At 33.7% G+C, this 25618-nt stretch carries 12 protein-coding genes and 1 tRNA gene; 5 read left to right on the top strand and 8 right to left on the bottom strand.

Annotation, left to right across the window (positions count from 1 at the left end; genetic code table 11):
• Position 1: 1 nt before the first annotated feature.
• On the bottom strand, positions 2-1030 hold the full coding sequence (galE, locus tag Q0845_RS12375; protein WP_298513493.1) for a UDP-glucose 4-epimerase GalE: 1029 nt from the start codon (positions 1028-1030) through the stop codon (positions 2-4).
• Between the two features lie 31 nt (positions 1031-1061).
• Positions 1062-2219, bottom strand: a complete 1158-nt coding sequence (locus Q0845_RS12370; RefSeq protein ID WP_298513491.1) for a DegT/DnrJ/EryC1/StrS aminotransferase family protein — start codon at positions 2217-2219, stop codon at positions 1062-1064.
• Between the two features lie 62 nt (positions 2220-2281).
• Between Q0845_RS12370 and Q0845_RS12365 the strand changes: the two genes are divergently transcribed.
• Both Q0845_RS12365 and Q0845_RS12360 read left to right on the top strand, forming a co-directional pair.
• Positions 2282-3565, top strand: a complete 1284-nt coding sequence (locus Q0845_RS12365) for a glycosyltransferase N-terminal domain-containing protein (RefSeq protein ID WP_298513489.1) — start codon at positions 2282-2284, stop codon at positions 3563-3565.
• A gap of 127 nt (positions 3566-3692) precedes the next feature.
• Positions 3693-4127, top strand: a complete 435-nt coding sequence (locus Q0845_RS12360; RefSeq protein WP_298513487.1) for a hypothetical protein — start codon at positions 3693-3695, stop codon at positions 4125-4127.
• A gap of 80 nt (positions 4128-4207) precedes the next feature.
• Here the strand turns inward: Q0845_RS12360 and Q0845_RS12355 are convergent, their stop codons facing one another.
• The 6 genes from Q0845_RS12355 to Q0845_RS12330 all read right to left on the bottom strand — a co-directional run bounded on the left by Q0845_RS12355 (position 4208) and on the right by Q0845_RS12330 (position 10328).
• Positions 4208-4444 carry a class I lanthipeptide gene (locus Q0845_RS12355; RefSeq protein WP_298513485.1) on the bottom strand — a complete coding sequence of 79 codons (237 nt, stop codon included), beginning with the start codon at positions 4442-4444 and terminating at the stop codon, positions 4208-4210.
• Between the two features lie 165 nt (positions 4445-4609).
• Positions 4610-4798, bottom strand: a complete 189-nt coding sequence (locus Q0845_RS12350) for a hypothetical protein (protein ID WP_298513483.1) — start codon at positions 4796-4798, stop codon at positions 4610-4612.
• A 52-nt stretch (positions 4799-4850) separates the two neighbouring features.
• The gene (locus Q0845_RS12345; protein WP_298513481.1) at positions 4851-6326 is read right to left on the bottom strand and encodes a tail fiber domain-containing protein; all 1476 of its coding nucleotides are present in this window, start codon (positions 6324-6326) and stop codon (positions 4851-4853) included.
• 297 nt (positions 6327-6623) lie between these two features.
• The gene (locus tag Q0845_RS12340) at positions 6624-8177 is read right to left on the bottom strand and encodes a tail fiber domain-containing protein (RefSeq protein ID WP_298513479.1); all 1554 of its coding nucleotides are present in this window, start codon (positions 8175-8177) and stop codon (positions 6624-6626) included.
• 246 nt (positions 8178-8423) lie between these two features.
• On the bottom strand, positions 8424-10001 hold the full coding sequence (locus tag Q0845_RS12335) for a tail fiber domain-containing protein (protein ID WP_298513477.1): 1578 nt from the start codon (positions 9999-10001) through the stop codon (positions 8424-8426).
• A 245-nt stretch (positions 10002-10246) separates the two neighbouring features.
• Positions 10247-10328, bottom strand: a tRNA-Leu gene (locus Q0845_RS12330).
• 108 nt (positions 10329-10436) lie between these two features.
• Here Q0845_RS12330 and Q0845_RS12325 point away from each other — a divergent pair.
• From Q0845_RS12325 to Q0845_RS12315, 3 genes are all read left to right on the top strand, one after another.
• Positions 10437-11825: a dipeptidase gene (locus Q0845_RS12325; RefSeq protein WP_298513475.1), complete on the top strand. Its 1389-nt coding sequence runs from the start codon at positions 10437-10439 to the stop codon at positions 11823-11825.
• Positions 11826-12399: 574 nt separating this feature from the next.
• Positions 12400-13428, top strand: coding sequence for a hypothetical protein (locus Q0845_RS12320; RefSeq protein WP_298513473.1), 1029 nt, complete (start codon positions 12400-12402; stop codon positions 13426-13428).
• 239 nt (positions 13429-13667) lie between these two features.
• A complete protein-coding gene (locus Q0845_RS12315) occupies positions 13668-25523 on the top strand; it encodes a hypothetical protein (RefSeq protein ID WP_298513471.1) in 11856 nt (3951 codons plus the stop codon).
• Positions 25524-25618: the final 95 nt, after the last annotated feature.

Raw genomic sequence — 25618 nt, 5'->3', positions numbered from 1 at the left:
GTTAGTTATTAGGTTTTCTAATTTTTTGTTCCCATTTCCAAGCAGAAAGCATTGCTTCATCAAGTGTTGATGTTGCTTTCCATCCAAGAACGGTATTTGCTTTGGTCGTATCAGCATAGGCAGAAATTACATCGCCTTCTCTCCTAGCTACAATTTCATACTGCAATTGTTGTTTGCTTACACGTTCAAAACTTTCAATAACTTCTAAGACAGAACTTCCTCTTCCGGTTCCAATATTGAATACTTCAAACGAAGCTTCATGTGTATCATCCAAAAGTCTTTTTAAAGCTGTTACGTGCGCTTTTGCGAGATCGACCACATGAATATAATCACGAATGCAAGTGCCATCTTCCGTAGGATAATCATTTCCAAAAACAGACAATTCTTTACGCAATCCGATAGCCGTTTGTGTGATAAAAGGCACTAAATTTTGTGGAACACCATCTGGCAATTCCCCTATTTCAGTACTTGGATGCGCTCCAATTGGATTGAAATAACGCAACGATATCACGTGTAAACCACTCGCAATTTTGGCCGTATCTAGTAATATTTCTTCGCCAATTTGTTTCGTATTTCCATACGGAGAAAACGCTTGTTGTATAGGAGCATTCTCAGAAATAGGCATGGTTTTGGCCTGACCGTAAACGGTACATGAAGAACTGAAAATAAAAGAGATTTTCTTTTTATGTTGAATTTGCTGTAAAACCGTAATTAACGTCGATACGTTATTCTCATAATACAACAACGGATTCGACACACTTTCTCCAACGGCTTTACTTGCGGCAAAGTGAATAATCCCGCTAATATCATCATACTTTTGAAAGAATGAAATAGTCGCTTGCTTATCGCGTAAATCTAGCTCTTCAAACGCAGGCAATATGCCAGTAATTCGTTCAATTCCTTGCAAAACGTCTTTGGAAGCGTTCGAAAGATTGTCTATGATCACAACTTCAAATCCTGCCAATTGCAACTCTACCACAGTGTGAGAGCCAATATAACCTAATCCGCCAGTTACTAGTATTTTTTTCAAAATGTTGATTTTGGGTTTTGGGTCTTAGGTGTTAGGTATTTACAAAATCCAAGACTGTTTTTGTGATAAACGCGATTTGCTCATCATCTAATTCCGTGTGCATTGGTAATGAAATCACTTCTTTTACCAACTGATTTGTCACAGGGAAATCTGCTTCATTGTAGCGCTCATCCTTGTATGCTTTTTGCAAATGCAATGGAATTGGATAATATACACCACAAGGAATTTCGTTTTCGTTTAAGTGTTTTGCCAACGCGTCTCTGTCAACACCTACCACACGTAAAGTATATTGGTGGAATACATGACAATTACAACCTGCGCAAATTGGATTTTCGCATGATTTGGTAATTTGTGGCGTTATGATTTTATCATTTCCATGAAATGCTGCATTGTATTTTTGTGCTGCGTTTTGGCGTGCAGCGTTGTATGCATCTAAGTTTGGCAGTTTTGCTCTTAAAACTGTTGCTTGAATAGAATCTAATCGGGAATTTACACCTACTACATCATGATGATAACGCTTGTACATTCCGTGATTTACAATTCCTCTGATCGTATGTGCTAAGTCGTCATCGTTGGTAAAAATTGCACCTCCGTCACCATAGCAACCTAAATTTTTTGAAGGAAAGAAAGAAGTCGAAGCTACATGGCCAATTCCGCCTGCTTTTTTCACACTTCCGTCTGCAAATGTATAATCTGCTCCAATAGCTTGCGCATTGTCTTCTATGACATATAAATCATGTTCATTGGCAATTTCTAAAATTGCGTCCATATTGGCACATTGTCCAAATAAGTGTACAGGAACAATAGCTTTTGTTTTTGGTGTAATTGCTTTTCGAACTGCTTCTGGATCGATATTGAATGAATCTTTTTCCACATCGACCAAAACTGGAGTTAATTGTAATAATGCGATTACCTCAACAGTGGCTGCAAATGTAAAATCGGCAGTAATCACTTCGTCACCTGGTTTCAAACCAAGTCCCATCATGGCAATTTGCAATGCATCTGTACCATTGGCACAAGGAATTACGTGTTTTACGTCTAAATATTCTTCTAATTCTTTTTGAAATGCGTGTACTTCGGGTCCGTTTATGAATGCTGAAGAAGCAATAACATCTAATACGGATTGATCAACTCGGTCTTTAATTTGTGCGTATTGACCTTTAAGATCGACCATTTGGATTTTCTTCATTCGTATCTTTCTTTTGTTCTAACAATATTACAAAATTGTACAACGATACCCAATGAATTTAAGTGAAAGAATGTATTTTAGCAGCAAACTCATTGCTTTTGTATTTTATCTACAACATATTGGTCTATATTGCGGGTTTCTTTCTTAGAATTATTGCAAAATTTAATACCAAACTTGGACTTTTTGTACAAGGCAGAAAAACTGTTTTTCAGACTTTAGCCAATCAAATTTCAGCTACCGATAAAGTAATTTGGTTTCATACAGCTTCTTTAGGTGAGTACGAACAAGGTTTGCCTGTATTGGAAGCTTTGAAGAAAAAGTATCCGAATCACAAATTTGTATTGACGTTTTTTTCTCCTTCGGGATATGAAGTAAAAAAAGATAGCAATGTTGCAGATGTCATTACGTATTTACCTTTAGACACCAAAGCAAATGCTAGGAAGTTTCTCGAATTGACACATCCAGAATTGGTCGTTTTTGTAAAGTATGAGTTTTGGCCAAATTATTTAGCTGCGCTGAAAAAACAACAGATTCACACCATTTCCATTTCGACTATTTTTAGACCTTCTCAAATATTTTTTAAGTTTTACGGCGGATGGATGCGAAAGTCATTGCGTGCTTTTCATCATATTTTTGTACAGGATGAAACATCTCAAAAACTACTTCAAAATATCAACTATACAGCTGTAACTATAAGTGGCGACACACGTTTTGATAGAGTTTTAGAAATTTTGGAACGCGATAATTCTCTTTCATTCATAGAAGCATTTAAAAATAATACCACTACCGTGATCATTGGAAGTAGTTGGGCTGAAGATGAAGCGATTTTTATTCCGTTTATTAATAATTCAACAGAAAATTGCAAGTATATCATTGCGCCTCACAACATCAAACAACCTGAAATTCAGAAGCTAAAAAATAGTATCACAAAATCTACGGTTTTATTCTCTGAAAAAGAGCAACACAAAGATTTAAGTCAATTTGATGTTTTTATCATAGATACTATTGGAATTTTGACCAAAGTATATAGTTATGCAGATATTGCGTACGTTGGTGGCGGCATGGGCAATACAGGTTTGCACAATACCTTAGAACCTGCTGTTTTTGGAATTCCTGTTATTATTGGAAAAAACTTCACAGGCTTTAAGGAAGCGGAAGATTTAGTAGCACTTGGCGGCGTACTTTCCGTGAATTCTAAAGTGTCATTTCAACAACTCTTGCAGCGTTTGATTACAGATATTGAATATCGTGCTAAGATTGGTACCATTAACCATAAATATGTGCATGCGAATGGAAATGCAAGTGAAAAAATTCTAGCGTATCTCTCCAATATAAATGAAGTTTAACCAAGGAGACTTCTCATTACCAAATCGTTAATTCTACAAAATGTTAAAAATATGTTAACGTATTCTTTGTGAATGAGTAAAAGAAATCTTAACATTGTTGTACAATTAACAATAAATAGATAAACAGATGAAAAAATTAGTTTTAAAAGCTTCATTAGTAGTAGCTTTAATGATCGGAATGACTTCTTGTGAAGAAGTAAAAAAAGAAGGAGACAAAGCTAAAGAAACTGCAAAAGAAGTAGTAAATGACGCAAAAAACACTGTTAAAGAAGTAGCAAATGATGCAAAAGAGACTGCTACTGACATGGCAAATGATGTAAAAGAAGGTGCTGAAAATGCAGTTGAAAATGCAAAAGAAGGTGTTAAAGACATGGCAAACGACGTTAAAGAAGGAGCTGAAAAAGCAGTTCAAGACGTAAAAGATGCTGCCAAAGGTAAAGTAGACGAAGCTAAAGATGCGGCTAAAAGTAAAATGGACGCAGCTAAAGACGCAGCAAATAAGAAAATGGATGATGCTAAGAAAGCAGCTACCGATAAAATAAACAAAGCTACTGGAAACTAAGAAATTTATTTTCTAGTATAGAAATAGAAAAGCTTCTCCATTGGAGAAGCTTTTTTTGTACTCTTTATTTTTATAAAATTCTAACAAATTGGATAGGTATTTGTATCTACTTCATTGGTATTTACACAACCTGGTTGCCAAGTACGATCGCAGTTAAAAACTGTTCGTAAACAAATGTTATTTCCATTTTGATCTACGATTGTACGAATACAAATTTTAATTGAATTTTGAGTTCCTCCAACAATTCCTTGACTTGCATGTAAGTTAGAAATTGATTTTTTGTTTAACGATAAATTTTTGATACTCTTTTTTTTCATGATACATGTTTTTTGATGAATTCTTAAAGTAAGAAACTTTCGTTTGTTTGCAGTACGGATTTACCTTATTTAACGTTTTATTCGCTGTTAAATTATTAAAGAAAAAAGCATCTCCTGTTCTGAAGATGCTTTTCATAGTAGGATTTTAGTCCTAAATTTCTGGTATTATTGACATTTACAAGCACTAGCATTGTTTAATGTAAAGCAACCATCTGTCATAGGTGGACATTGTTGTGTACACACTACAGAACAAAGGTTAGAAGTTCTACTTGTTCCTCCTTTTAACTCACCAGCAGTTAAATTTGATACAACACTTTTTTTGAACGTGATTTTTCTGACTCCTCTTTTTTTCATGATTTTGATTTATTAAAGTTAATATTTGATTTTAATTTTTAAGGATAGATGCTTACTTAACAATCATCTTTTTAGAAATCATAATTTCTCCATTGGAAACTAAGCTGTAAATAAACATTCCTTTACCTATTTCACTAGAACGAATTACTACTTGTCCTTTTTCATTTGATACATTATAATCTCTTATAAACTTTCCTGACATGTCAAAAACAGAGATCGTTGCTTTTGCATTGCTTGGAAGTGTATAGTTTATTGTAGTTTGATTGGTAAAAGGATTTGGTCTGTTTTGATCCATAGAGAAACCGATTTCCTTTATGTCTTTTTCGTTTTTAGCTAAATTTTCTCTTTTAAGCTCAGCAATTTCGCTTTCTAAAGAAGTAACTTTCTCGTTCATTTCTTTTAGGCTTGAAGTTAATACTGAAATCATTCCAACGTAATTGACAGCTTTGTATTCGTATGAACCTACTTCTTTGTTTTCTTTATCTACAATAGGCTTATTAACTGTAGTTACTAACTCAGGGAAAACCTCTTCAACATTTTGCGCAATAAACCCGTGCTGTAATTCACTTGGTAAGTTGAGTTGCTCATTTTCTTTAAATGTATAAGTCACTGCTTCTATTTGTGATAGTTTTTCTAAAATATTTTCTTCTGAACTTATATTTTCCTTTAGTTTTCTATCGGAAGCTGTAAATGTTCCTGTAACTACTACATTTCCGTTAAAATATCCTGCATATCTATTTGTATTTGCTGCCGAGCTTCCATAAATAGCTGCTCCAAAGCCAGTTCCTGTAGTAGGAATAGATCCGCGAATAGCGTACGAGCCACCATTACTTGTTCCTGTGATAGATGCTGCAACTCCTGTATTTTGATATGTTCCGCTTGTTCTTACGTTAATTCCTGTAGAAAGATAAGAAGAACCAGCACTTTGAACTTCTATACCAGTTTTGATGTATCCAGATAAGTTGTTAATTGCTTTAATTCCTGTAAAATACAATCCTGAAGTTGAGTTGTTTTGTACGATAAGTCCTGTTTTAGTACTCGTTGGACTGTCACTATAATCAATTCCTACTTTAGGTTCATTTGAAGTTAAAGGAGTACCAAAATATGTTTTCCCATCATTAGTCATTGTGCTTACTAGTGTTGAACCTGTAGACGTAAAACTGTCTGCCACTCTAAATTCTAAATCAGTTCCAGAAGCAAAAGAATCTCCAATCCATTGAACTCTAGGATTGATATCTCCAAGGTCTTGATATCCCATTGTTATCGCTCTATTTTTTAATTGAAAACGTAGACCATATACAGTTTGACTTCCTGTACTTAATCTTCCCATAGAAAACCATTGACTTGCATTGAAGTCAAAAGCAGTTCCTGCATCTAATTGTGTCACTAAGCCAGGACCAAATCGGAATGTTTCTCCAGGTAGTGGCCCAGGAGTTGTAATTGAAGTTGCTATTCCACCAGAAGATTCATTTTGTGAAAAAGAAAATGTTACAAATAGTAACGCTAATAATAAGGTAATTTTTTTCATGATTAAATCGTTTTAATTAGTTTTGTTTAAAGATATTCACAAAAGATTAAACAAAATTACGGTATAACCGTAAAATTAAAACATTAAAAACCAGTTATTTATAAAATATATTCTTATTTTAACTATCAAATTATCTCTAATGATATGTTAAGAAAATCATAAAATCTAATCAGTAACCTACAAACAAAAAAAGCCGAAGTCTTTCAACTTCGGCTTTCACTTTTTCAATTTCACAATTTTTTAAACAGAATAACAATCGATTCTGTACTTTATAAAAAGTCTTAAAATTTAAGTTAGTTATCGTATGATCATTTTCTTAGAAAGAATTACTTCATTGTCCGAAATTAAAGCGTATACAAAAATACCTTTCCCAATTTCACTTGAATTAATGGTCAATTGTCCTTTTTCACTAGATAAATTATACTCTTTGATAAACTTTCCAGATAAATCAACAACCGAAATTGTAGCTTTCGCATTATTTGGTAATGTATAGTTTACAACTGTTTGATTTGTAAAAGGATTTGGTCTATTTTGTTCCATAGAAAATCCTAAATTTCCAGTGGTACTTGAATCTTCAAACTTAGTCTCTCCATTAGATTCAGCTCCTCTTTTCATTTCTTCGATCTGACTTTCTAAGTAGGCTACTTTTTCATTGAGCTCTTTGATGTTTGCTGTCGCTTCTTCATTGAGTTCTTTTAAACTAGACGTCAAAATTGAAATCATTCCTATATAATTAACAGCTTTATATTCATAAGTACCTATTTCTTTATTCTCTTTATCAAAAATAGGCTTATTGATTGTAGTTAATAATTCAGGAAACACTTCTTCTAAGTTTTGCGCTAAAAATCCGTGTTGCAATTCTGCTGGTAAATTTAAGTGCTCGTTTTCGTTAAATGTATAGGTTACAGCATTTAATTGCGATAATTTGTCTAACATATTTTCTTCCGCGGTGACGCTAGTTTTTAATTTCTCATCGGAAGGCAAATACATCCCAGTCGTAAAAACATTTCCATTAAAATAACCTGCATATCGGTTTGAAGTTGTTGCAGAACTACCATAAATAGCTGCTCCTAAACCAGTTGGTGTTGTTCCACTTGGTCCAGAAACTGATCCAAAAACACCATATGTAGTTCCCGTGCTACTACCTGTTACAGATGCAAGCACACCTCTATTAATGGCTGCTCCGTTTAAACGAATATTTACACCTATATTATCATAAGCCGCGCCAGTTGCGCTAGTTCCTGAGACATCCAACCCAATTTTTCTATAACCGCCAGTATTATTAATTGATTTAAATCCGGTTGCGATATATGCATTTACTGTAGAAACATTTTCTGCTGTCACTCCAGTACGAATACTTCCCAAATCTCCATAGTCAACTCCAACTTTCGTAGTAGTGCTACTGGAAGCTAATGGATTTCCAAAAAATGTTTTTCCATCATTCGTCATCGTTGCCACGAGTGTCGAACTTGTAGAAGTAAAACTATTTGCTGCTCTGAATTCAAAGTCAGTACTTGCCGAAGAACCAGCCCCAATCCATTGAAGTCGTGGATTCACGTCATTTACATCTTGGTATCCCATTGTAATTGCTCTGTTTGGCAATTGAAAACGCAAACCATACACTGTTTGACTACCTGTATTTAATCGTCCCATAGAGAACCAACGATCACTCGAAAATCCAAAGCCACTTCCTACATCTAATTGTGTGACTAAGCCAGGACCGAATCGGAATGTTTCCCCAGGTATTGGTCCGGGAGTTGTAATCGAAGTTGCTACAGCACCGGAAGATTCATTTTGTGAAAAAGAAAATGTTGTAAACAATAACGCTAGTAATAAAGTAATTTTTTTCATGGTTACATTGTTTTAATTAGTTTTGTTTAAAGATATTCACAAAACATTAAACAAAATTACGGGATAACCATAAAATTAAAAGCATTAAAAACCAGCTATTTATAAAATATATTCTTATTTTATTGATCAAACTGTCTCTAATCATATGTTAAGAAAATCATAAAATCTAATCAGAAGCATGCAAACAAAAAAGCCGAAGTCTTTCAACTTCGGCTTTCATTTTATTATTTCTAAATTTTACGGGATTTATTTGATGATCATCTTTTTTGTCAGTATTACTTCATTATTTGAAATAAGTGCATATACAAAGATACCTTTTCCAATTTCGCTTGAATTGATAGTTAATTGTCCTTTCTCATTTACTAAATCGTACTCTTTGATAAATTTTCCTGATAAATCAACAACAGAAATTGTAGCTTTCACATTACTTGGCAACGTATAGTTTACAACTGTTTGATTTGTAAAAGGATTTGGTTTGTTTTGCTCCATTGAAAATCCTAAATCATTCGTATCATTCTGACTACCTAATTTAGTTTCCCCGTTAGTAATTGCTTCTATCTTACTTTCTAAATAAGCTACTTTTTCATTCAACTTATTAATACTAGCTTCCGATTCCTCCTTCAACTTTTCCATATTAGCTGTTGATTCTTCTTTTAACTCTTTCAAGCTTGACGTTAAAATTGAAATCATTCCCACATAATTTACCGCTTTATATTCATATGTACCTGTTTGTTTATTCTCTTTATCAAAAATAGGCTTATTGATTGTCGTGATCAATTCAGGAAAAACTTCTTCTATGTTTTGCGCTAAAAATCCATGTTGTAATTCTGCAGGTAAGTTTAAATGCTCGTTTGCTTTAAATGTGTACGTAACGGCATCTAATTGTGTTAATTTGTCTAATATATTTTCTTCCGATTTAATGTTTTCTTTTAATTTTTTGTCAGATACCGTAAATGTTCCTGTTACAAATACATTTCCATTAAAATACCCTGCAAATCGATTTGAGTCTGTTGATGAAATACCATAAATAGCTGCTCCAAAAGCAGGAACTCTTACATCAGCACTACTAGCTATTGATCCAAAAATACCATAGGTTGGACCATCACTACCATTATCTGTTACAAATGCTCTTACTCCAGTATTTTGAGTTCCTCCATTTAAACGAACATTAATACCTGTATTTTCGAAGCTTGAACCAGTAGTACTTTCAATATCCAAACCAGTTTTAATAAAACCTCCAGCATTATTTACTGATCTTATTGCAGTGGTAAAAACACCATTTTGACTAGCATCAGTTTCTAAAGTTAAGCCCACACGCGAAGAAGCACCACTAACTTCTGTATAATCGATACTAACTTTTGTATCAAATGCGGCTAATGGATCTCCAAAATAAGTCCTTCCATCATTGGTCATCGTTGCTACCAGCGTAGAATTAGTAGATGTAAAACTATTTGCAGCTCTAAACTCTAAAGAACTTGTTGAAGCAGCACCTGCGCCAATCCATTGAATTCTAGGGTTTATATCAGTCAAATCTTGATAACCCATCGTAATTGCTTTGCTTTCCAATTGAAAACGTAAGCCATATACATTTTGACTACCTGTACTTAAACTACCAATAGAAAACCATCGACTATTGTTAAAATCAAAAGCGTTTCCTTTTTGTAATTGAGTTACTAAACCAGGTCTAAACCTGAAAATTTCTTGCCCAGTAAATTGTTGAGGTATTGGGTTGAAGATTGAAGGTTGCACGCTACCAAATGATTGGTTTTGCGAAAAGCAAAGTACACTAAAGAGTAATGCGAAAACAAATGTAATTTTTTTCATGTTTTTAAATTTATTGGTTAAGAACCTATAAATTAAGTGTTTAAAACCAAAATCTATTACGGGAACACCATAAAAAAACTAAGAATCCTTCTGTAAAGAATATCAAAAAAAAACAACGATTTACGCTAAGTAGTTACAAAATTTAAATACCAGAATTGTGTATTAAAAAGATAATATAAAGTTGCGACTTTAGTTTTACCTAATAAAAAAAGCCGAAGTTTTTCAACTTCAGCTTTTGTATGTTGTGCGGGTGAAAGGACTCGAACCTTCACACCGTGAGGCACTAGATCCTAAGTCTAGCGTGTCTACCAATTTCACCACACCCGCAAATGTGGCTGCAAATATAAAGAACATTTTTAATATTCAAAGGAACTCAAACGTATTTTTTCCCTCTTTTTTAGTACTTTTGAGTATCTAGAAAATTCAACATACTTCATGAATACTATAAAATCTTATATTGAAACGCATAAAAATCGTTTCATAGATGAACTCATCGAACTTTTAAAAATTCCTTCAATCAGTGCTGATCCTGCGTATACGCAAGATGTTATTGATACCTCAGTCGCTATTAAAGAAAGTCTGGAAAAAGCAGGCTGCGATCATGTAGAGATTTGCGAAACGCCAGGATATCCTATTGTATATGGACACAAACATATTTCTGACGATTTGCCAACAGTGCTTGTTTATGGACATTATGATGTACAGCCGCCAGATCCATTAGAACTCTGGGAAAGTGGTCCTTTTGAACCTATCATCAAAAAAACAAAAATTCATCCTGATGGCGCTATTTTCGCCCGTGGTTCTTGTGATGACAAAGGGCAAATGTACATGCATGTAAAAGCATTGGAGTTAATGAATGAAACGAATCAATTGCCTTGCAACGTAAAATTCATGATCGAAGGTGAAGAAGAAGTAGGTTCTGAGAGTTTGGCTTGGTTTGTAGAACGCAATCAAGAAAAACTAGCAAATGATGTGATTTTGATTTCCGATACTGGAATGATTAGTAATACACAACCATCTATCACAACAGGATTACGCGGATTGAGCTATGTAGAAGTTGAAGTTACAGGTCCAAATCGTGATTTACATTCAGGATTATATGGTGGTGCTGTGGCAAATCCAATCAACATTTTAGCAAAAATGATTGCTTCTTTACATGATGAAAACAATCATATCACAATTCCTGGATTTTATGATAAAGTAGAAGAATTATCAAAAGAAGAACGAGCAGAAATGGCAAAGGCACCTTTTTCTTTAGAAGAGTATAAAAATGCCTTAGATATTGATGCAGTATACGGAGAAACGGGTTATACCACCAACGAACGCAATTCTATTCGTCCAACCTTAGATGTAAACGGAATTTGGGGCGGATATACTGGTGAAGGAGCAAAAACGGTGATTGCTAGTAAAGCGTATGCTAAAATTTCCATGCGTTTGGTTCCAAATCAAGAATGGAAAGAAATTACAGAATTGTTTAAAACACATTTTGAAAACATCGCTCCTGCTGGTGTCACAGTAAAAGTAACACCGCATCATGGCGGACAAGGATATGTAACTCCTATTGACAATATTGGATATAAAGCCGCAAGCAAAGCTTATGAAGATACGTTTGGAGTCACACCAATTCCGCAACGTTCTGGAGGAAGTATACCGATTGTTTCTTTATTCGAAAAAGAATTGAAAAGCAAAACCATTTTAATGGGATTCGGACTCAATAGCGATGCAATTCACTCGCCAAATGAGCATTTCGGAATTTTTAATTATCTCAAAGGAATTGAAACCATTCCACTATTCTATAAATATTTTACAGAACTTTCTAAGTAAAAACATATACTTCAAAATCCGCTCTCAGTAGCGGATTTTTTTATGGGCATTTCCACAAAATTCACTTCGATGCTGCTCAGTGTACTTTTGCGGTCAGGCTTTCAGTTTTTTCTCTGTAAACCTTAAAATGTATACATCTAACTTTTAAACTCTCAGAATTTAAAGAATTAATTACAAACAGGTTAATCGTATTCGTTTGTGTATTCTTAGATTTTCTTGTCGTTTATACGCAAAATATTGAGTTCCGTTTTTATTAGTTTTACTATATAGTTACATGTAAAGAAGTTAAATTTTACTTTTTAAATTAAGATAAAGGTATAGTTGCACAATCAGGAATTCCGAAATTAAGTGTAATCAATATTATTAAATAGGTTTGATATGATAATGGTTAAAGTTTAAGATCACTTCTTATAAAATGATAATTAAATTTTGAAGTTACTAAAAAGTTCAGAAAATTTATTTGTACTATTGAATCTTAGTAATATCGTAATTTTACTAATTAATCAGAAAAGTAGGCTTGTTTAAAACCGTTAAATCATATCACAATACAATCATAAATAAAGGCGTCAACTATATGTCTATAGAATTTGATAGACGTGCTTTAAAACTCTTAAACTTAATATGCCTTTATGGAGCCGTACTTATTGTTCCTGTAGTTTTTATAAAAAAAGTTATAGACGAACATTATATAACAATACTGATCCTTTTATTAGCAGAAACAATGTTTTTCATTGTGATTTATCTAAATTCTATTGGAAAAAATCAAATTGCTTGCCTTACCTTTTTCTTTAGTACCAATACATTATGTTCCGTTGCTGTAGCGCTCGATACGGAACAACTCGAAGTACCATTTATAGCGCTTTCTATAGGAGTTTATAGCATTTTTTTATTGAAAAATAAAACTTGGCGGATTATTAGTTTTACATATTCTTTCATCACTTTTGCCATTCTTCATCATATTCAAATGACACAACGAGAATTTGGAATTGTAGGCTATGTATTGACTTTAGTGGTTTTACTTATTTTTTCTATCGGATTACGATTTGTGAATACGATGCGTAATAAGAACGAAAAAACAATCTTGACGCAGAATGAAACATTGAAAAATCAGAATGAAATCATTAAAACGAAATCCCAACAATTATTGCAGTTAGAAAAAGAAAAGTATCAACAGGAATTATTGCTGAAACAAAAGGATATGGAAATGGTTTTAGCAAATAATAAGGTGCGTACTCAACTTAACGATAATATTATCGACAAGCTGAAACTAGCACAGAAAGAAGGAGATCTTGAAAAAAATATAAATAAAGTCATTGTTGAACTTCTTCATCAAAACGAAATTAATACACGCATGAAGCTTATTGAAGAAAACCTAAATGTGGTAAACACAGGTTTCTTGGATACATTACTAGAAGCACATCCAAACATGACTCGGGTAGATAAAGAACTTTGCTCGTATATAAAGATGGGACTTTCCTCTAAAGAAATTGCAATCATTAGAAACACAACGGTCAATTCGGTGAACGTTACCAAAACGCGACTTCGAAAAAAATTAAATCTTGCTCCAGATATGACGGTTTCTGACTATTTAAAATCCCTGTAAGCCTACACTTACAACACTTCCCAACAAACGTTTTAAACTTCAAAAAACACTTCAAACACTTAATTCACTTAAGTTTTAACAAGTTGTTAATACTTTGTCAACTTGCTTTTTTTTCTCTATTGATGCGGTTTATCAATATTTGACAAAAAAAATTGCAGAGCACTACTTACAAATGCTTTAGTGTCATCTATAAAGCAGTTTTTTTAACCATAAATAATATAAACTAATCTACTATATACATGAAAAAAAACCTACTATTCATTGTATTTTTGAGCTTAACGAACAGTTTTTATGCTGCAAAAAATACTGTTGATCATTCAACTGAAAAAAGAGCAATAGTTAAAACTGTTGCACCTACAATTACGCAACAACCTACAGATATTACCATTGCCACTAATGAAACCGGACAGCTAACCGTTGCTGCTACAAATCTGGATACAGTTGCTTGGGAATTTTCTATTAATAATGGTACCACTTGGATTCCTGCCATTGATGGCGGAAGTTTTTCAGGAAGTAACACAACCACAATTTCCATTGTATTGGATATGGAAGTCACTGCTGGTTATTTGTTTAGAGCTTTAGTAACAGATTCTGGTGGAGATTCAATATACTCTGACACTGCTTTGGTCACTATTTTGGACTATACAACGATTCCCGATAGCAATTTTGAAACTGCCTTAGAAAATTTAGGCTACGATAATATTTCTGATGACGGACAAGTGCCAACCTATCTCATAAAAGAGCTTACAGATTTAAATGTAGGTAATAGCAATATTTCAGATTTGACAGGTATTGAGGACTTTACGGCGCTAACTGGCTTGTCAGTAAATGATAATTCCATCAGTAGTTTAAACTTAATTCATAATACGGATTTAACCTTTGTAAATGCGCGAAATAATGGTTTAACTTCTTTAGATATCACTGGATGTCCAGATATGGGTTTATTGCTATTAGAAAATAACAACCTGACTAGTTTAGATTTGACCAATAATACAATCTTAACACGTGTTTGGGCACAAAACAATAATTTCAACACTTTCAATGTCACCAATAATCCGCTGTTACGCGCTATTGGAATCACCAATAGTAACTTGACAACTTTAGATTTAACAAACAGCATTGCCTTAGAACAATTATATGCCAGTGGCAATTCCATTACAGAAATCGATTTAAGCAACAGTCCAAGTATTCGCATTATAGGAGTGAATAATAATGCATTGAGAACTCTGAATATAAAGAATGGAAACAATACAAATGTTACAACCTTTGCGGCTGCAAATAATCCAAACCTAACCTGTGTTGCGGTTGATGATATCGCTTATAGTACTGCCAACTGGACAAGTATAGACGCACAAGTTAATTTTGTAGATACGAGCTGTTATACTCAAATTCCAGATACAAACTTTGAAGCTGCATTAGACGCTTTAGGATATGATAACATCTCGACTGATGGACAAATTCTTACTGCAGCGATTGATAGCATTACATCGCTAAATGTAATTAACAAATCCATTTCAGACTTATCAGGAATTGAAGCTTTTACAAGTCTGCAAACACTCAGCATTTCCGACAACAGCATCACTAGTATTGATCTTTCAAACTTAACGCAATTGGTGAATTTATATGCAAATAACAATCAATTGATGGCACTTGACTTGAGTACCAACACTCTATTAGAACTTGTTCATGCAAATAATAACAGTTTGACAAGTCTGAATACAGATAATATATCACAACTTACAGAACTTTCCATAAGTGACAATTCGATAAACGCATTAGATTTTACCCAAAATGCGCTCATAGAAACTGTAGATGCAAGTAATAATTCGCTATCGAGTTTTTTGCCAACGATGCTAGTTGATTTAGTCACATTAGACATCAGTGGCAATTCCATTTCGCAAATAAATCTTTCTTACAATACCAATTTGGAAGATTTGAATGCACAAAACAATCAACTAGAAAGTATTGATTTGACAAATAATACTGCACTAACAAGCATTCAACTCGACACAAACAGTTTAACCGATGCGACCTTTAAAAATGGCAACAATACCAATATTGTAACTTTTTCAATTACTGGAAATAGCGAATTGGAATGTGTTCTTGTAGACGATGTTATGTATAGCGAAACCAACTGGACTAATATTGATGCACAAACAATCTTTAGAGATGGTGATTATTGTAAATATACTGCCGTTCCTGATCCTAATTTTGAAGCACAATTATCTAGTTTTGATGATATTCCAGATGACGGACAAGTACCTACAGCGTTAATAGCTACTAGAACTGCATTAAGTGTAACGAATGATAATATTTCAGATTTAACAGGAATAGAAGGATTTACAGCATTGCGAACATTACGCGCTACAAATAATAGTATTGCTACATTAGATCTAAGCTCAAATACAGCATTGCGAACTGTAATTGTGAATAATAACAGCCTTACAAGCATTAACGTAAACGGCTTAACCAGTTTGGAAGAACTAAATCTAGAAAATAACAGCCTTCTTGCTATTGATTTGAGTACAAATACAAGTTTGAGATCATTGTTGGTCAATAATTGTGGGAATTTACAAAGCATTACCTTTGGCAATAATTCTTTTCTAAATACCATAGAAGCAGAGAATGCAGGTTTAACAAGCTTGAATACAAGTTCACTGACACAACTACAAAATCTTTCCCTCAGTAATACGTCGCTACTTTCATTGGATGTATCATCAAATGCTTCCATAAGAGCACTTGCAATTAGCAATACGCCCATAGAATTCCTTAACATACAAAATGGCAACAACACGGATGTTAACAATTTTGACGCGACGAATAATGCCAACTTGTTCTGTGTTTTGGTAGATGATATTGCGTATAGTACAGCCAACTGGACAGCTGTAGACGCACAAGTTAATTTTGTAAATACGAGTTGTTATACTCAAATTCCAGATACAAACTTTGAAGCTGCATTGGGCGCTTTAGGATATGATGGCATCTCGGCTGATGGACAAGTCCTTACAGCAGCGATTGATAGCATCACATCTCTAGATGTAATTAATAAATCCATTTCAGACTTATCAGGAATCGAAGATTTTACAAGTCTGCAAACACTCAATATTTCCGACAACAGCATCACTAGTATTGATCTTTCAAATTTGACGCAATTGGTGCATTTATATGCAGATAATAATCAGCTAACAGCTCTTGATTTAAGCTCAAACTCATTGTTGGAAAGTTTACATGCAGACAACAATAGTTTGACGAGTTTGAATACAGATAATATATCACAACTTACAGAACTTTCCGTAAGTGACAATTCGCTATCGAATTTTGTCCCAACGATGCTTGGAAACTTACAAATATTAGACATCAGCGGAAATTCTATTTCGCAATTGAATCTTTCCAACAATGCATACTTGGAAGATTTAAATGCACAAAACAACCAACTAGAAAGTATTGATTTGATAGCAAATACTGCACTTAGTAGTATTCAACTTGATAACAACAGCTTAACCGATGCTACCTTTAAAAATGGCAACAATACCAATATTGTAACTTTTTCAATTACTGGAAATAGCGAATTGGAATGTCTTTTTGTAGACGATGCTACATATAGCACCATTAACTGGACCAATATTGATGCGCAAATGATCTTTAGAGATGGCGATTATTGTGAATATACTGCCATTCCGGATGACAACTTTGAAACAGTACTCGGAAATGAAGGTTTAGACGATGTTTCTGGCGATAACCAAGTACCTACAATATTATTAGCTACCGAAACACTACTAAACATCAGCGGAGAAAATATAGCTGATTTAACAGGAATTGAAGACTTTCCAAGGTTGAGACTTTTAAGAGCCAAAGATAATAATATCACAACACTTGATTTGAGTGCAAATACTTTACTCGTAAATATAGATTTAGAAGATAATAGCATTACAAGCATCAACCTAAACGGATTGACGAGTTTGATAGATTTACAATTAGAAAATAATAATCTGTCTACTATTGATGTGAGTACGAATACAGCACTGGAAGTACTGACACTTGACAATAACTCGAATCTTGCAAGTCTGGATATAACTACGAATACGAGTTTGAGAGCACTTATGGCTAGTGGTTGTACCAATTTAGAAATCATCACCTTTGGTAATAGTACTTTCCTGGCTACAATAGAAGCAAATAATTCTGGGTTGACAAGCATAAATGTAAGTTCATTGACACGACTGAGAAATATTTTCTTAAATAACACGTCGCTAACTTCATTAGATGTATCATCAAATGCTTCCATAAGAGAACTTGCAATTAGCAATACGCCCTTAGAATTCTTTAACATGCAAAATGGGAACAACACAGATATTAACACTTTTGACGCGACAAATAATGCCAACTTGTTCTGTATTTTGGTAGATGATATTGCATATAGTACTACCAATTGGACGAATATTGATGCTCAAATTTCATTTAGTACAACCTATTGTCGCTATACTGCAATTCCAGATGCTAATTTTGAAGCTGCGCTGGAAACTTTAGGCTATGATGATATTTCAGACGACGGACAAGTACCTACAGCATTAATTGAAGGCGTTACAAATCTTTCCATCAACAATCAAAACATAGCCGATTTAACAGGAATTGAAGATTTTACAGCACTTCAAACACTGAATGCAAGCAACAATTCACTCACAACTTTAGATGTAACACAAAATACACTATTAGAATTATTAAATGTACGAGACAATCAACTCACAACCATCGATCTAAGCAACAATACCGCTCTTGAAGATTTAGAAATTGATGCAAATAACTTAGAAAGTTTAGATGTAAGTACCAATACATTGCTTACCCAAATTGCAGCAGATAACAATTCGATTACAAGCTTAGACTTGACAACCAATACATCGCTTTTAAATCTTTCTATTACAGATAATGGTTTGGAAACCTTAACGGTTGGAATGAATTCGACACTTAGAGATTTTGAAGTCCAAAATAATGCATTAGTTTCCTTAAATCTTGATGGCGCTACTGCGTTAGACTTCATCAATCTATCCAACAATACTTTGGAAACATTGAGTATTCGAAACGGAACAAATACGAGCATTTCAATCTTTAATACGACAGGAAATGCAGCACTTACTTGTATTTCAGTAGATGACGCAGCATACAGTACGACCAACTGGACCACTATTGATGCTGCTTCCAGCTTTAGCGAAACTGACTATTGCAGATATACCACAATTCCAAATTCCTCTTTTGAAGCTTATTTAGGAAACTTAGGTTATGATGATATTCCCGAAGATGGACAAGTACCAACTGCCTTAATTGAAGTGGTAACTTCTTTAGATGCTTCAAGTCAAGGTATTACTGGTATTACAGGAATTGAAGACTTTACTGCATTAGAAGAATTAAATATAGAAGGAAATTCTGTGCCAACACTAGACTTTACTTCAAACTTGAATTTGATCAAATTAAATTGTAAAGCAAGTAATGCTACTTCTATTGACATCACAGATTTAACAGCATTAGAAGAGTTACAGGCAGGTTTCAATCCATATACAACATTAGATGTTTCTACAAACGTAAATCTTAAAAAATTACAGTGTCAAGATTCACGTATAACAATGTTAGATGTAAGCAATCTTCCGTTATTAACCGATTTAAATTGCAGTTTTAGTTCGCTAACCACACTAGATGTTAGAAATGGAAACAACACAAATTTTACAAATTTTAATGCAGCCAATATTCCTAACGTAATTTGTATTCAGGTAGATGATGTTGCATACAGTACCGAAAATTGGACGAATATTGAAGCAACAGCTAGCTTTACATCAACAGATTATTGTCGCTATACAACAATTCCTGATAGTAATTTTGAAGCAGTGCTAGATTCATTGAATTATGATGATATTCCTGATGACGGACGCGTACCAACATCATTAATTGAAGGCGTTGCAAATCTATCCATCAACAATCAAAACATAGCCGATTTAACAGGAATTGAAGATTTTACAGTACTTCAAACACTGAATGCAAGCAATAATTCACTCACAACTTTAGATGTAACACAAAATACACTATTAGAATTACTAAACGTACGAGACAATCAACTTACAACTGTCGATCTAAGCAATAATACAGCTCTTGAAGATTTAGAAATTGATGCAAATAACTTAGAAAGTCTAGATGTAAGTACCAATACATTGCTTACTCAAATTGCAGCAGATAACAATTCGATTACAAGCTTAGACTTGACAACGAATACAGTTCTTGAAAATCTTTCTATTACAGATAATGGTTTGGAAACCTTAACGGTTGGAATGAATGATGTTCTTAGAGATTTTGAAGTCCAAAATAATGCATTAGTTTCCTTAAATCTTGATGGCGCTACTGCGTTAGACTTCATCAATCTATCCAACAATACTTTGGAAACATTGAGTATTCGAAACGGAACAAATACGAGCATTTCAATCTTTAATACGACAGGAAATGCAGCACTTACTTGTATTTCAGTAGATGACGCAGCATACAGTACGACCAACTGGACCACTATTGATGCTGCTTCCAGCTTTAGCGAAACTGACTATTGCAGATATACCACAATTCCAAACTCCTCTTTTGAAGCTTATTTAGGAAGCTTAGGTTATGATGATATTCCCGAAGATGGACAAGTACCAACTGCCTTAATTGAAGTGGTAACTTCTTTAGATGCTTCAAGTCAAGGTATTACTGGTATTACAGGAATTCAAGATTTTACAGCACTACAAACACTAGATGTTTCTTCAAATCTTTTATCAATTATTGATGTCAGCGGAATGCCTAATCTAGAAACTTTTGTTGCCAGTCCTATTTCATCTAGTCTAGAAAGTGTGGATGCTTCTAACACACCAGCCTTAAAATCATTGACGTTGACAGAAAGTTTTGTTTCTCAACTTAATATTAATGGAGCTGTAAACTTAGAAGAATTGAATATTTATACTACAAGCATTTCTAGTTTAGACCTAAGCACTAATACTTCACTAGAAGTTATTATTACCTCCCAATCTTCTTTAAATGTACTAGATGTAAGTAATTTAAGCGCTTTAAGAGAATTAGACGTAAGTCGAAGCAATATTCGCAGTTTAGATTTGAGCAATAATACTGCCTTAGAAATACTTGATGCTTCTAACACTAGTCTTAACAGTTTAGATATAAGAAATGGTAATAATACTGCAATAACATCGTTTGACGTAAGTTTTAATGGTAGTTTAACTTGTATTCAGGTAGATGATGTTACATACAGTAACGAAAATTGGACGAAAATTGATGCCACGGCAAATTTTACGTCAACAGATTACTGTCGTTATACAAGCATCGTTGATCCTAACTTTGAAGCTTCTTTAGGAAACTTAGGTTACGACGATATTTCGAGTGACGGACAAGTACCAACTGCCTTAATTGAAGAGGTAACTTCACTAGATATATCTTCATTAAACATAAGTGATATAACAGGAATTCAAGATTTTACAGCATTACAAACATTAGATGTTTCCAGCACAAATATTATCAATCTTGATTTGAGTGGAATGTCGAATTTAGAAACGTTAAATATGGCGTCTACTGCATCACTTACTACATTAGATGTTTCTGATGCTACTGCTTTACAAACCATTACTGCTTCAGATTCAAATGTATCTACAATCGATTTGACCAATGCAACTGCACTGGAAGAAGCATTCCTATTCAGAACACAAATTACCACACTTGATATCAGTACCAATACCGCATTAAAACATTTGGAAGCCTATGACAATGCATTATTAACAGGCATCTTAGACTTAACTGCAAATGGAAACCTTGAGACTATCAATGTAAATAATACAGGATTAAGCACTTTAGATCTTAGAAACGGAAACAATAGTGGCATTACAACATTTAGTGCTACCCCAAATGCTTCTTTGTTGTGCATTTTAGTAGATGATGTTGCGTATAGTACTACCAATTGGACGAGTATTGATGTTACTACGAGTTTTAGTACTACCTATTGTAGTTATACACAAGTTCCCGATCCGAATTTTGAAGCTGCGTTGGAAACTTTAGGCTATGATGATATTTCAGATGATGGACAAGTGCCAACCGTTTTAATAGAAGGTATTTCCTCACTAAATGTTAGTTCACAAAGTATTAGCGATTTCACAGGAATTGAAGATTTTACAGCATTAACATACTTAAATATTGCATTTAATTTAGCAACTACAGTAGACTTGAGTGATAATATACTTTTAGAAGAGTTTAGAAGTTTTCGAGGGGCACTTGAATCAGTGAATATATCTAATTGTACTAATCTAAGGATTTTAAATATAGATGAAAACGCACTAACAACTCTTGATCTTTCAAATAATAGTGCCTTAGAAGAATTGGTAATCAATCGCAATAATATAACAAGTCTTGATGTAACAAATAATATAAATCTAACCAAATTAGAAGCTGCTGGAAATTCTATTGGAACCATAAATTTGAGCACGAATACACTTGTAGAAGTGCTTTTCTTATCAGATTGTGGACTCACTACTATTGACCTCAGCAACAATGTAAATTTGAGAAATATAATATTATCAAATAACGATATTTCTACGATCAATCTTTCAAACAATACTGCATTAGAAAACTTTACAATGGAACGAAATCAGCTTATTGCTATTGATTTTTCTAACAATATATTGATAGAAGATATTGACATTCGAAATAATGATATCACAACGTTGCATCTTCCTGATCTTGATTTTCTAGAAGACATTAATATCGAGGAAAACTTTAATTTAAGTTCCTTAACTTTTGGAAATCTTCCTGTATTTCATGAGTTATTTGCCAATGAATGTGCACTTACAAGTATCGATGTATCGAATCTTCCCACTTTAGAGCGATTAGATCTTAGACAAAATCAGCTCACAGAATTAGATTTGTCGCAAAATATAGCATTAACTAGAGTATATATAAGTGATAACAATTTAAGTTTCTTAACGCTGCAAAATGGAAATAATACGAGTATAACTGATAGCAGATTTAATGCTACAAACAATCCAAATTTAACCTGTATATTGGTAGATGATGCCACATACAGTACTACCAATTGGACGAGTATTGATGCTACTACGAACTTTAGTGACACTTATTGCCGTTACACGCTAATTCCAGACCCGAATTTTGAAGCTGCGTTGGAAGCTTTAGGCTATGATGATATTTCAGACGACGGACAAGTACCTACAGCATTAATTGAAGTCGTAACATCATTGTCAATATCGAATCAATCCATTACTAATTTAGCAGGAATTGAAGATTTTACCGCGCTAACCTTCTTGAATGTAAATAGTAATAATCTTTCAACTATCGATGTAACTGCCAATGTGAATCTTGAAGAATTGTTGATTTCTACCAATAGCATTTCTACCATTGATTTGAGCACCTTGATAAACCTTACAAGAATACAAGCTAGATTGAATAATTTTACTTCTTTAGATTTGAGTGATAATGTGTTGCTTGAGGATATCAATTTAGAAGGAAATGCAAGCTTAACAACTATAACCTTTCCAAACAATGCACTGATAGATAGTATGGATATTTCAGGCTGTAATCTTACAGCAATAGACCTTTCTACTTTGCCAAATTTATTAGAATTAGATGCCGCAGATAATCAATTAACATCTATTGATTTCAGTAATAATTTATTAGTACAATATATTTACATATCTAATAACACACTAAGCACAGCGTTAGATCTAAGTTTGCATACACAACTGGAAGATTTAGAAGCTATCAACTGTAATCTTACAGGGCTAAATATTAAAAATGGTAACAATACAAATATTGGCTATTTTAATGTGACTTCAAATCCGAACCTAAGCTGTATTTCAGTAGACGACATTGCTTACAGTACTACCAACTTAACGAATATAGATGCAACAGCAAGCTTTACAGCAACAGATTATTGTCGTTACACAGCAATTCCAGATCCAAATTTTGAAGCCAGATTAGCATTGTTAGGATATGACGATATTTCAACTGACGGACAAGTACCAACAGCCTTAATTGAAGTCGTAAATTCGTTAAATGCTTCTAATGCCAACATTAGTGACTTAACAGGAATTAAAGATTTTACAGCGCTACAAGCATTAAATGTTTCTGGGAATACTATTGCTGACTTAGACATTAGTGAAATGCCTAACTTACTGTCATTAGAGGCAGTTGCAGCTATTACTTCTTCGTTAGATATATCTAATACACCACTATTAGAAACCGTAAATGTATACGAAAATTCTATGACCATCATCAGTCTTACGGGAGCAACAGCTTTAGAAGAATTGTATATATACAGAACACATATTAGCACTTTAGACTTGAGTGGAAGTAATTTATTAACACGATTGATTGCTTTTGAAATGCCAAATCTTACATACATTAATCTTGCAGATGCAGTATTACTGAGAGACTTAGAATTACAAAGAACTCACATGTCAAGATTGGATTTAACGTCTAATATATCTTTAGAATCTCTGAACATTTCTGAAACAGAATTAAGAATTGTAAATCTTCAAAATGGCAATAATACCTCCATCACATCTTTTGATGCTAGAAATAATATAGATTTAGACTGTATTATAGTTGATGATGCAGTCTATAGTACTGCCAACTGGAGTAATATTGACGCGCAAGCTAGTTTTAATGAAATGCATTGTCGTTATACACAAATTCCAGATGCTAATTTTGAAGCATATTTAGACAATCTCGGTTATGATGATATTTCTGATGATGGACAAGTACCAACAGTATTCATAGAAAATATCAATGGTTTGACGATTTCCAATATACCAATTGCTGATTTAACAGGTATTGAAGATTTCACAAACCTTGATAACTTAAGTTTAGTAGGTACAAACCTTACAGCGCTAAACTTTAGCACAAACACAAGACTTGAACGTTTACTATTAACAAATAATACGGGAATTGCGAGTTTAGATGTGAGTGGAAATATAGCCTTAGATTTCTTAAGTATCAACGGCAGTAGTCTTACAAGTTTAGATCTTACTAACAATCCTATTCTAAATTATTTATCACTAAACAATGTTGATATCACTGCATTAGATTTAAGTATGAATACTGAACTTGAAAAATTCTTTCTTTCCAATGCGCCAATTTCATCGTTAAATCTGCAAAATGAAAATAATACGAATATCAATCAATTCTCTATAGGCAATACACCAAACTTAACTTGTGTATTAGTAGATGATGCTGAATACAGTGATATCAATTGGTTTGCTGTAGATAGTACCATTACATTTAATGAAATGTCATGTGCTAGTAACTTTACAGTAGCTATTAAAATCTTTTTACAAGGTGCAGCACTCAATCCAAATACTGGAGAAGAAAGCTTAATGCGAGACGACTTACGCGTAGCTGGTTACATTCCAACGAGAAGTCCGTATGCTGATATGTTATCTTGTGAAAATACGGTATTTAACGCTACAGGAAATGATGCCATTGTCGATTGGGTTTGGGTAGAATTGAGAGAAGGTACCGATAATACCATTGTTTCTTATTCACGTTCTGCCTTATTACAACGCGATGGTGACATTGTGGATGTAGATGGTGTTTCTCCATTAAATTTCGCTACAGACGAAAATACATATTATGTAGTTGCAAATCATCGCAGTCACTTAGGGATTATGAGTAGTGCTCCGATAACATTTGTAGCTACAAATAGTATAGATTTTACGACAGGTTCAACCTATGGAAGCAATGCGCAAACCACTTCAGGCATGCCATCTGGTGTTGCGGCGTTATGGGCAGGAAATGCAAACAGCGATATGGTTGTGCAATATTCTGGGACAAGTCCAGACACACCAAATATCTTATCGACAGTATTAAACGATCCTGGAAACTTCCTAAATTTTCCAACCTATAATGTCATTGGATATTATGCAAATGATATCAATATGGATGGAATGATTCAATACTCAGGAACCAATCCGGATACGCCGTTCATTCTACAAAATGTACTGGCACATCCTGGAAACTTTCTAAACTTTAGCACCTATCAAATCATAGAACAATTACCACAAAACCAGCAATAATTCAAAACAAAAAAGCGCAATAACTATCCTTTGAAAGCAAACAATAGAGATGTTTAACGTGAGTTCGATATAACTATTTTGTTATGTATTTGATT

It is taken from the genome of uncultured Kordia sp. (assembly GCF_947489565.1).
Taxonomy (GTDB): domain Bacteria; phylum Bacteroidota; class Bacteroidia; order Flavobacteriales; family Flavobacteriaceae; genus Kordia.
This window is presented reverse-complemented; position numbering and strand designations above follow the sequence as displayed.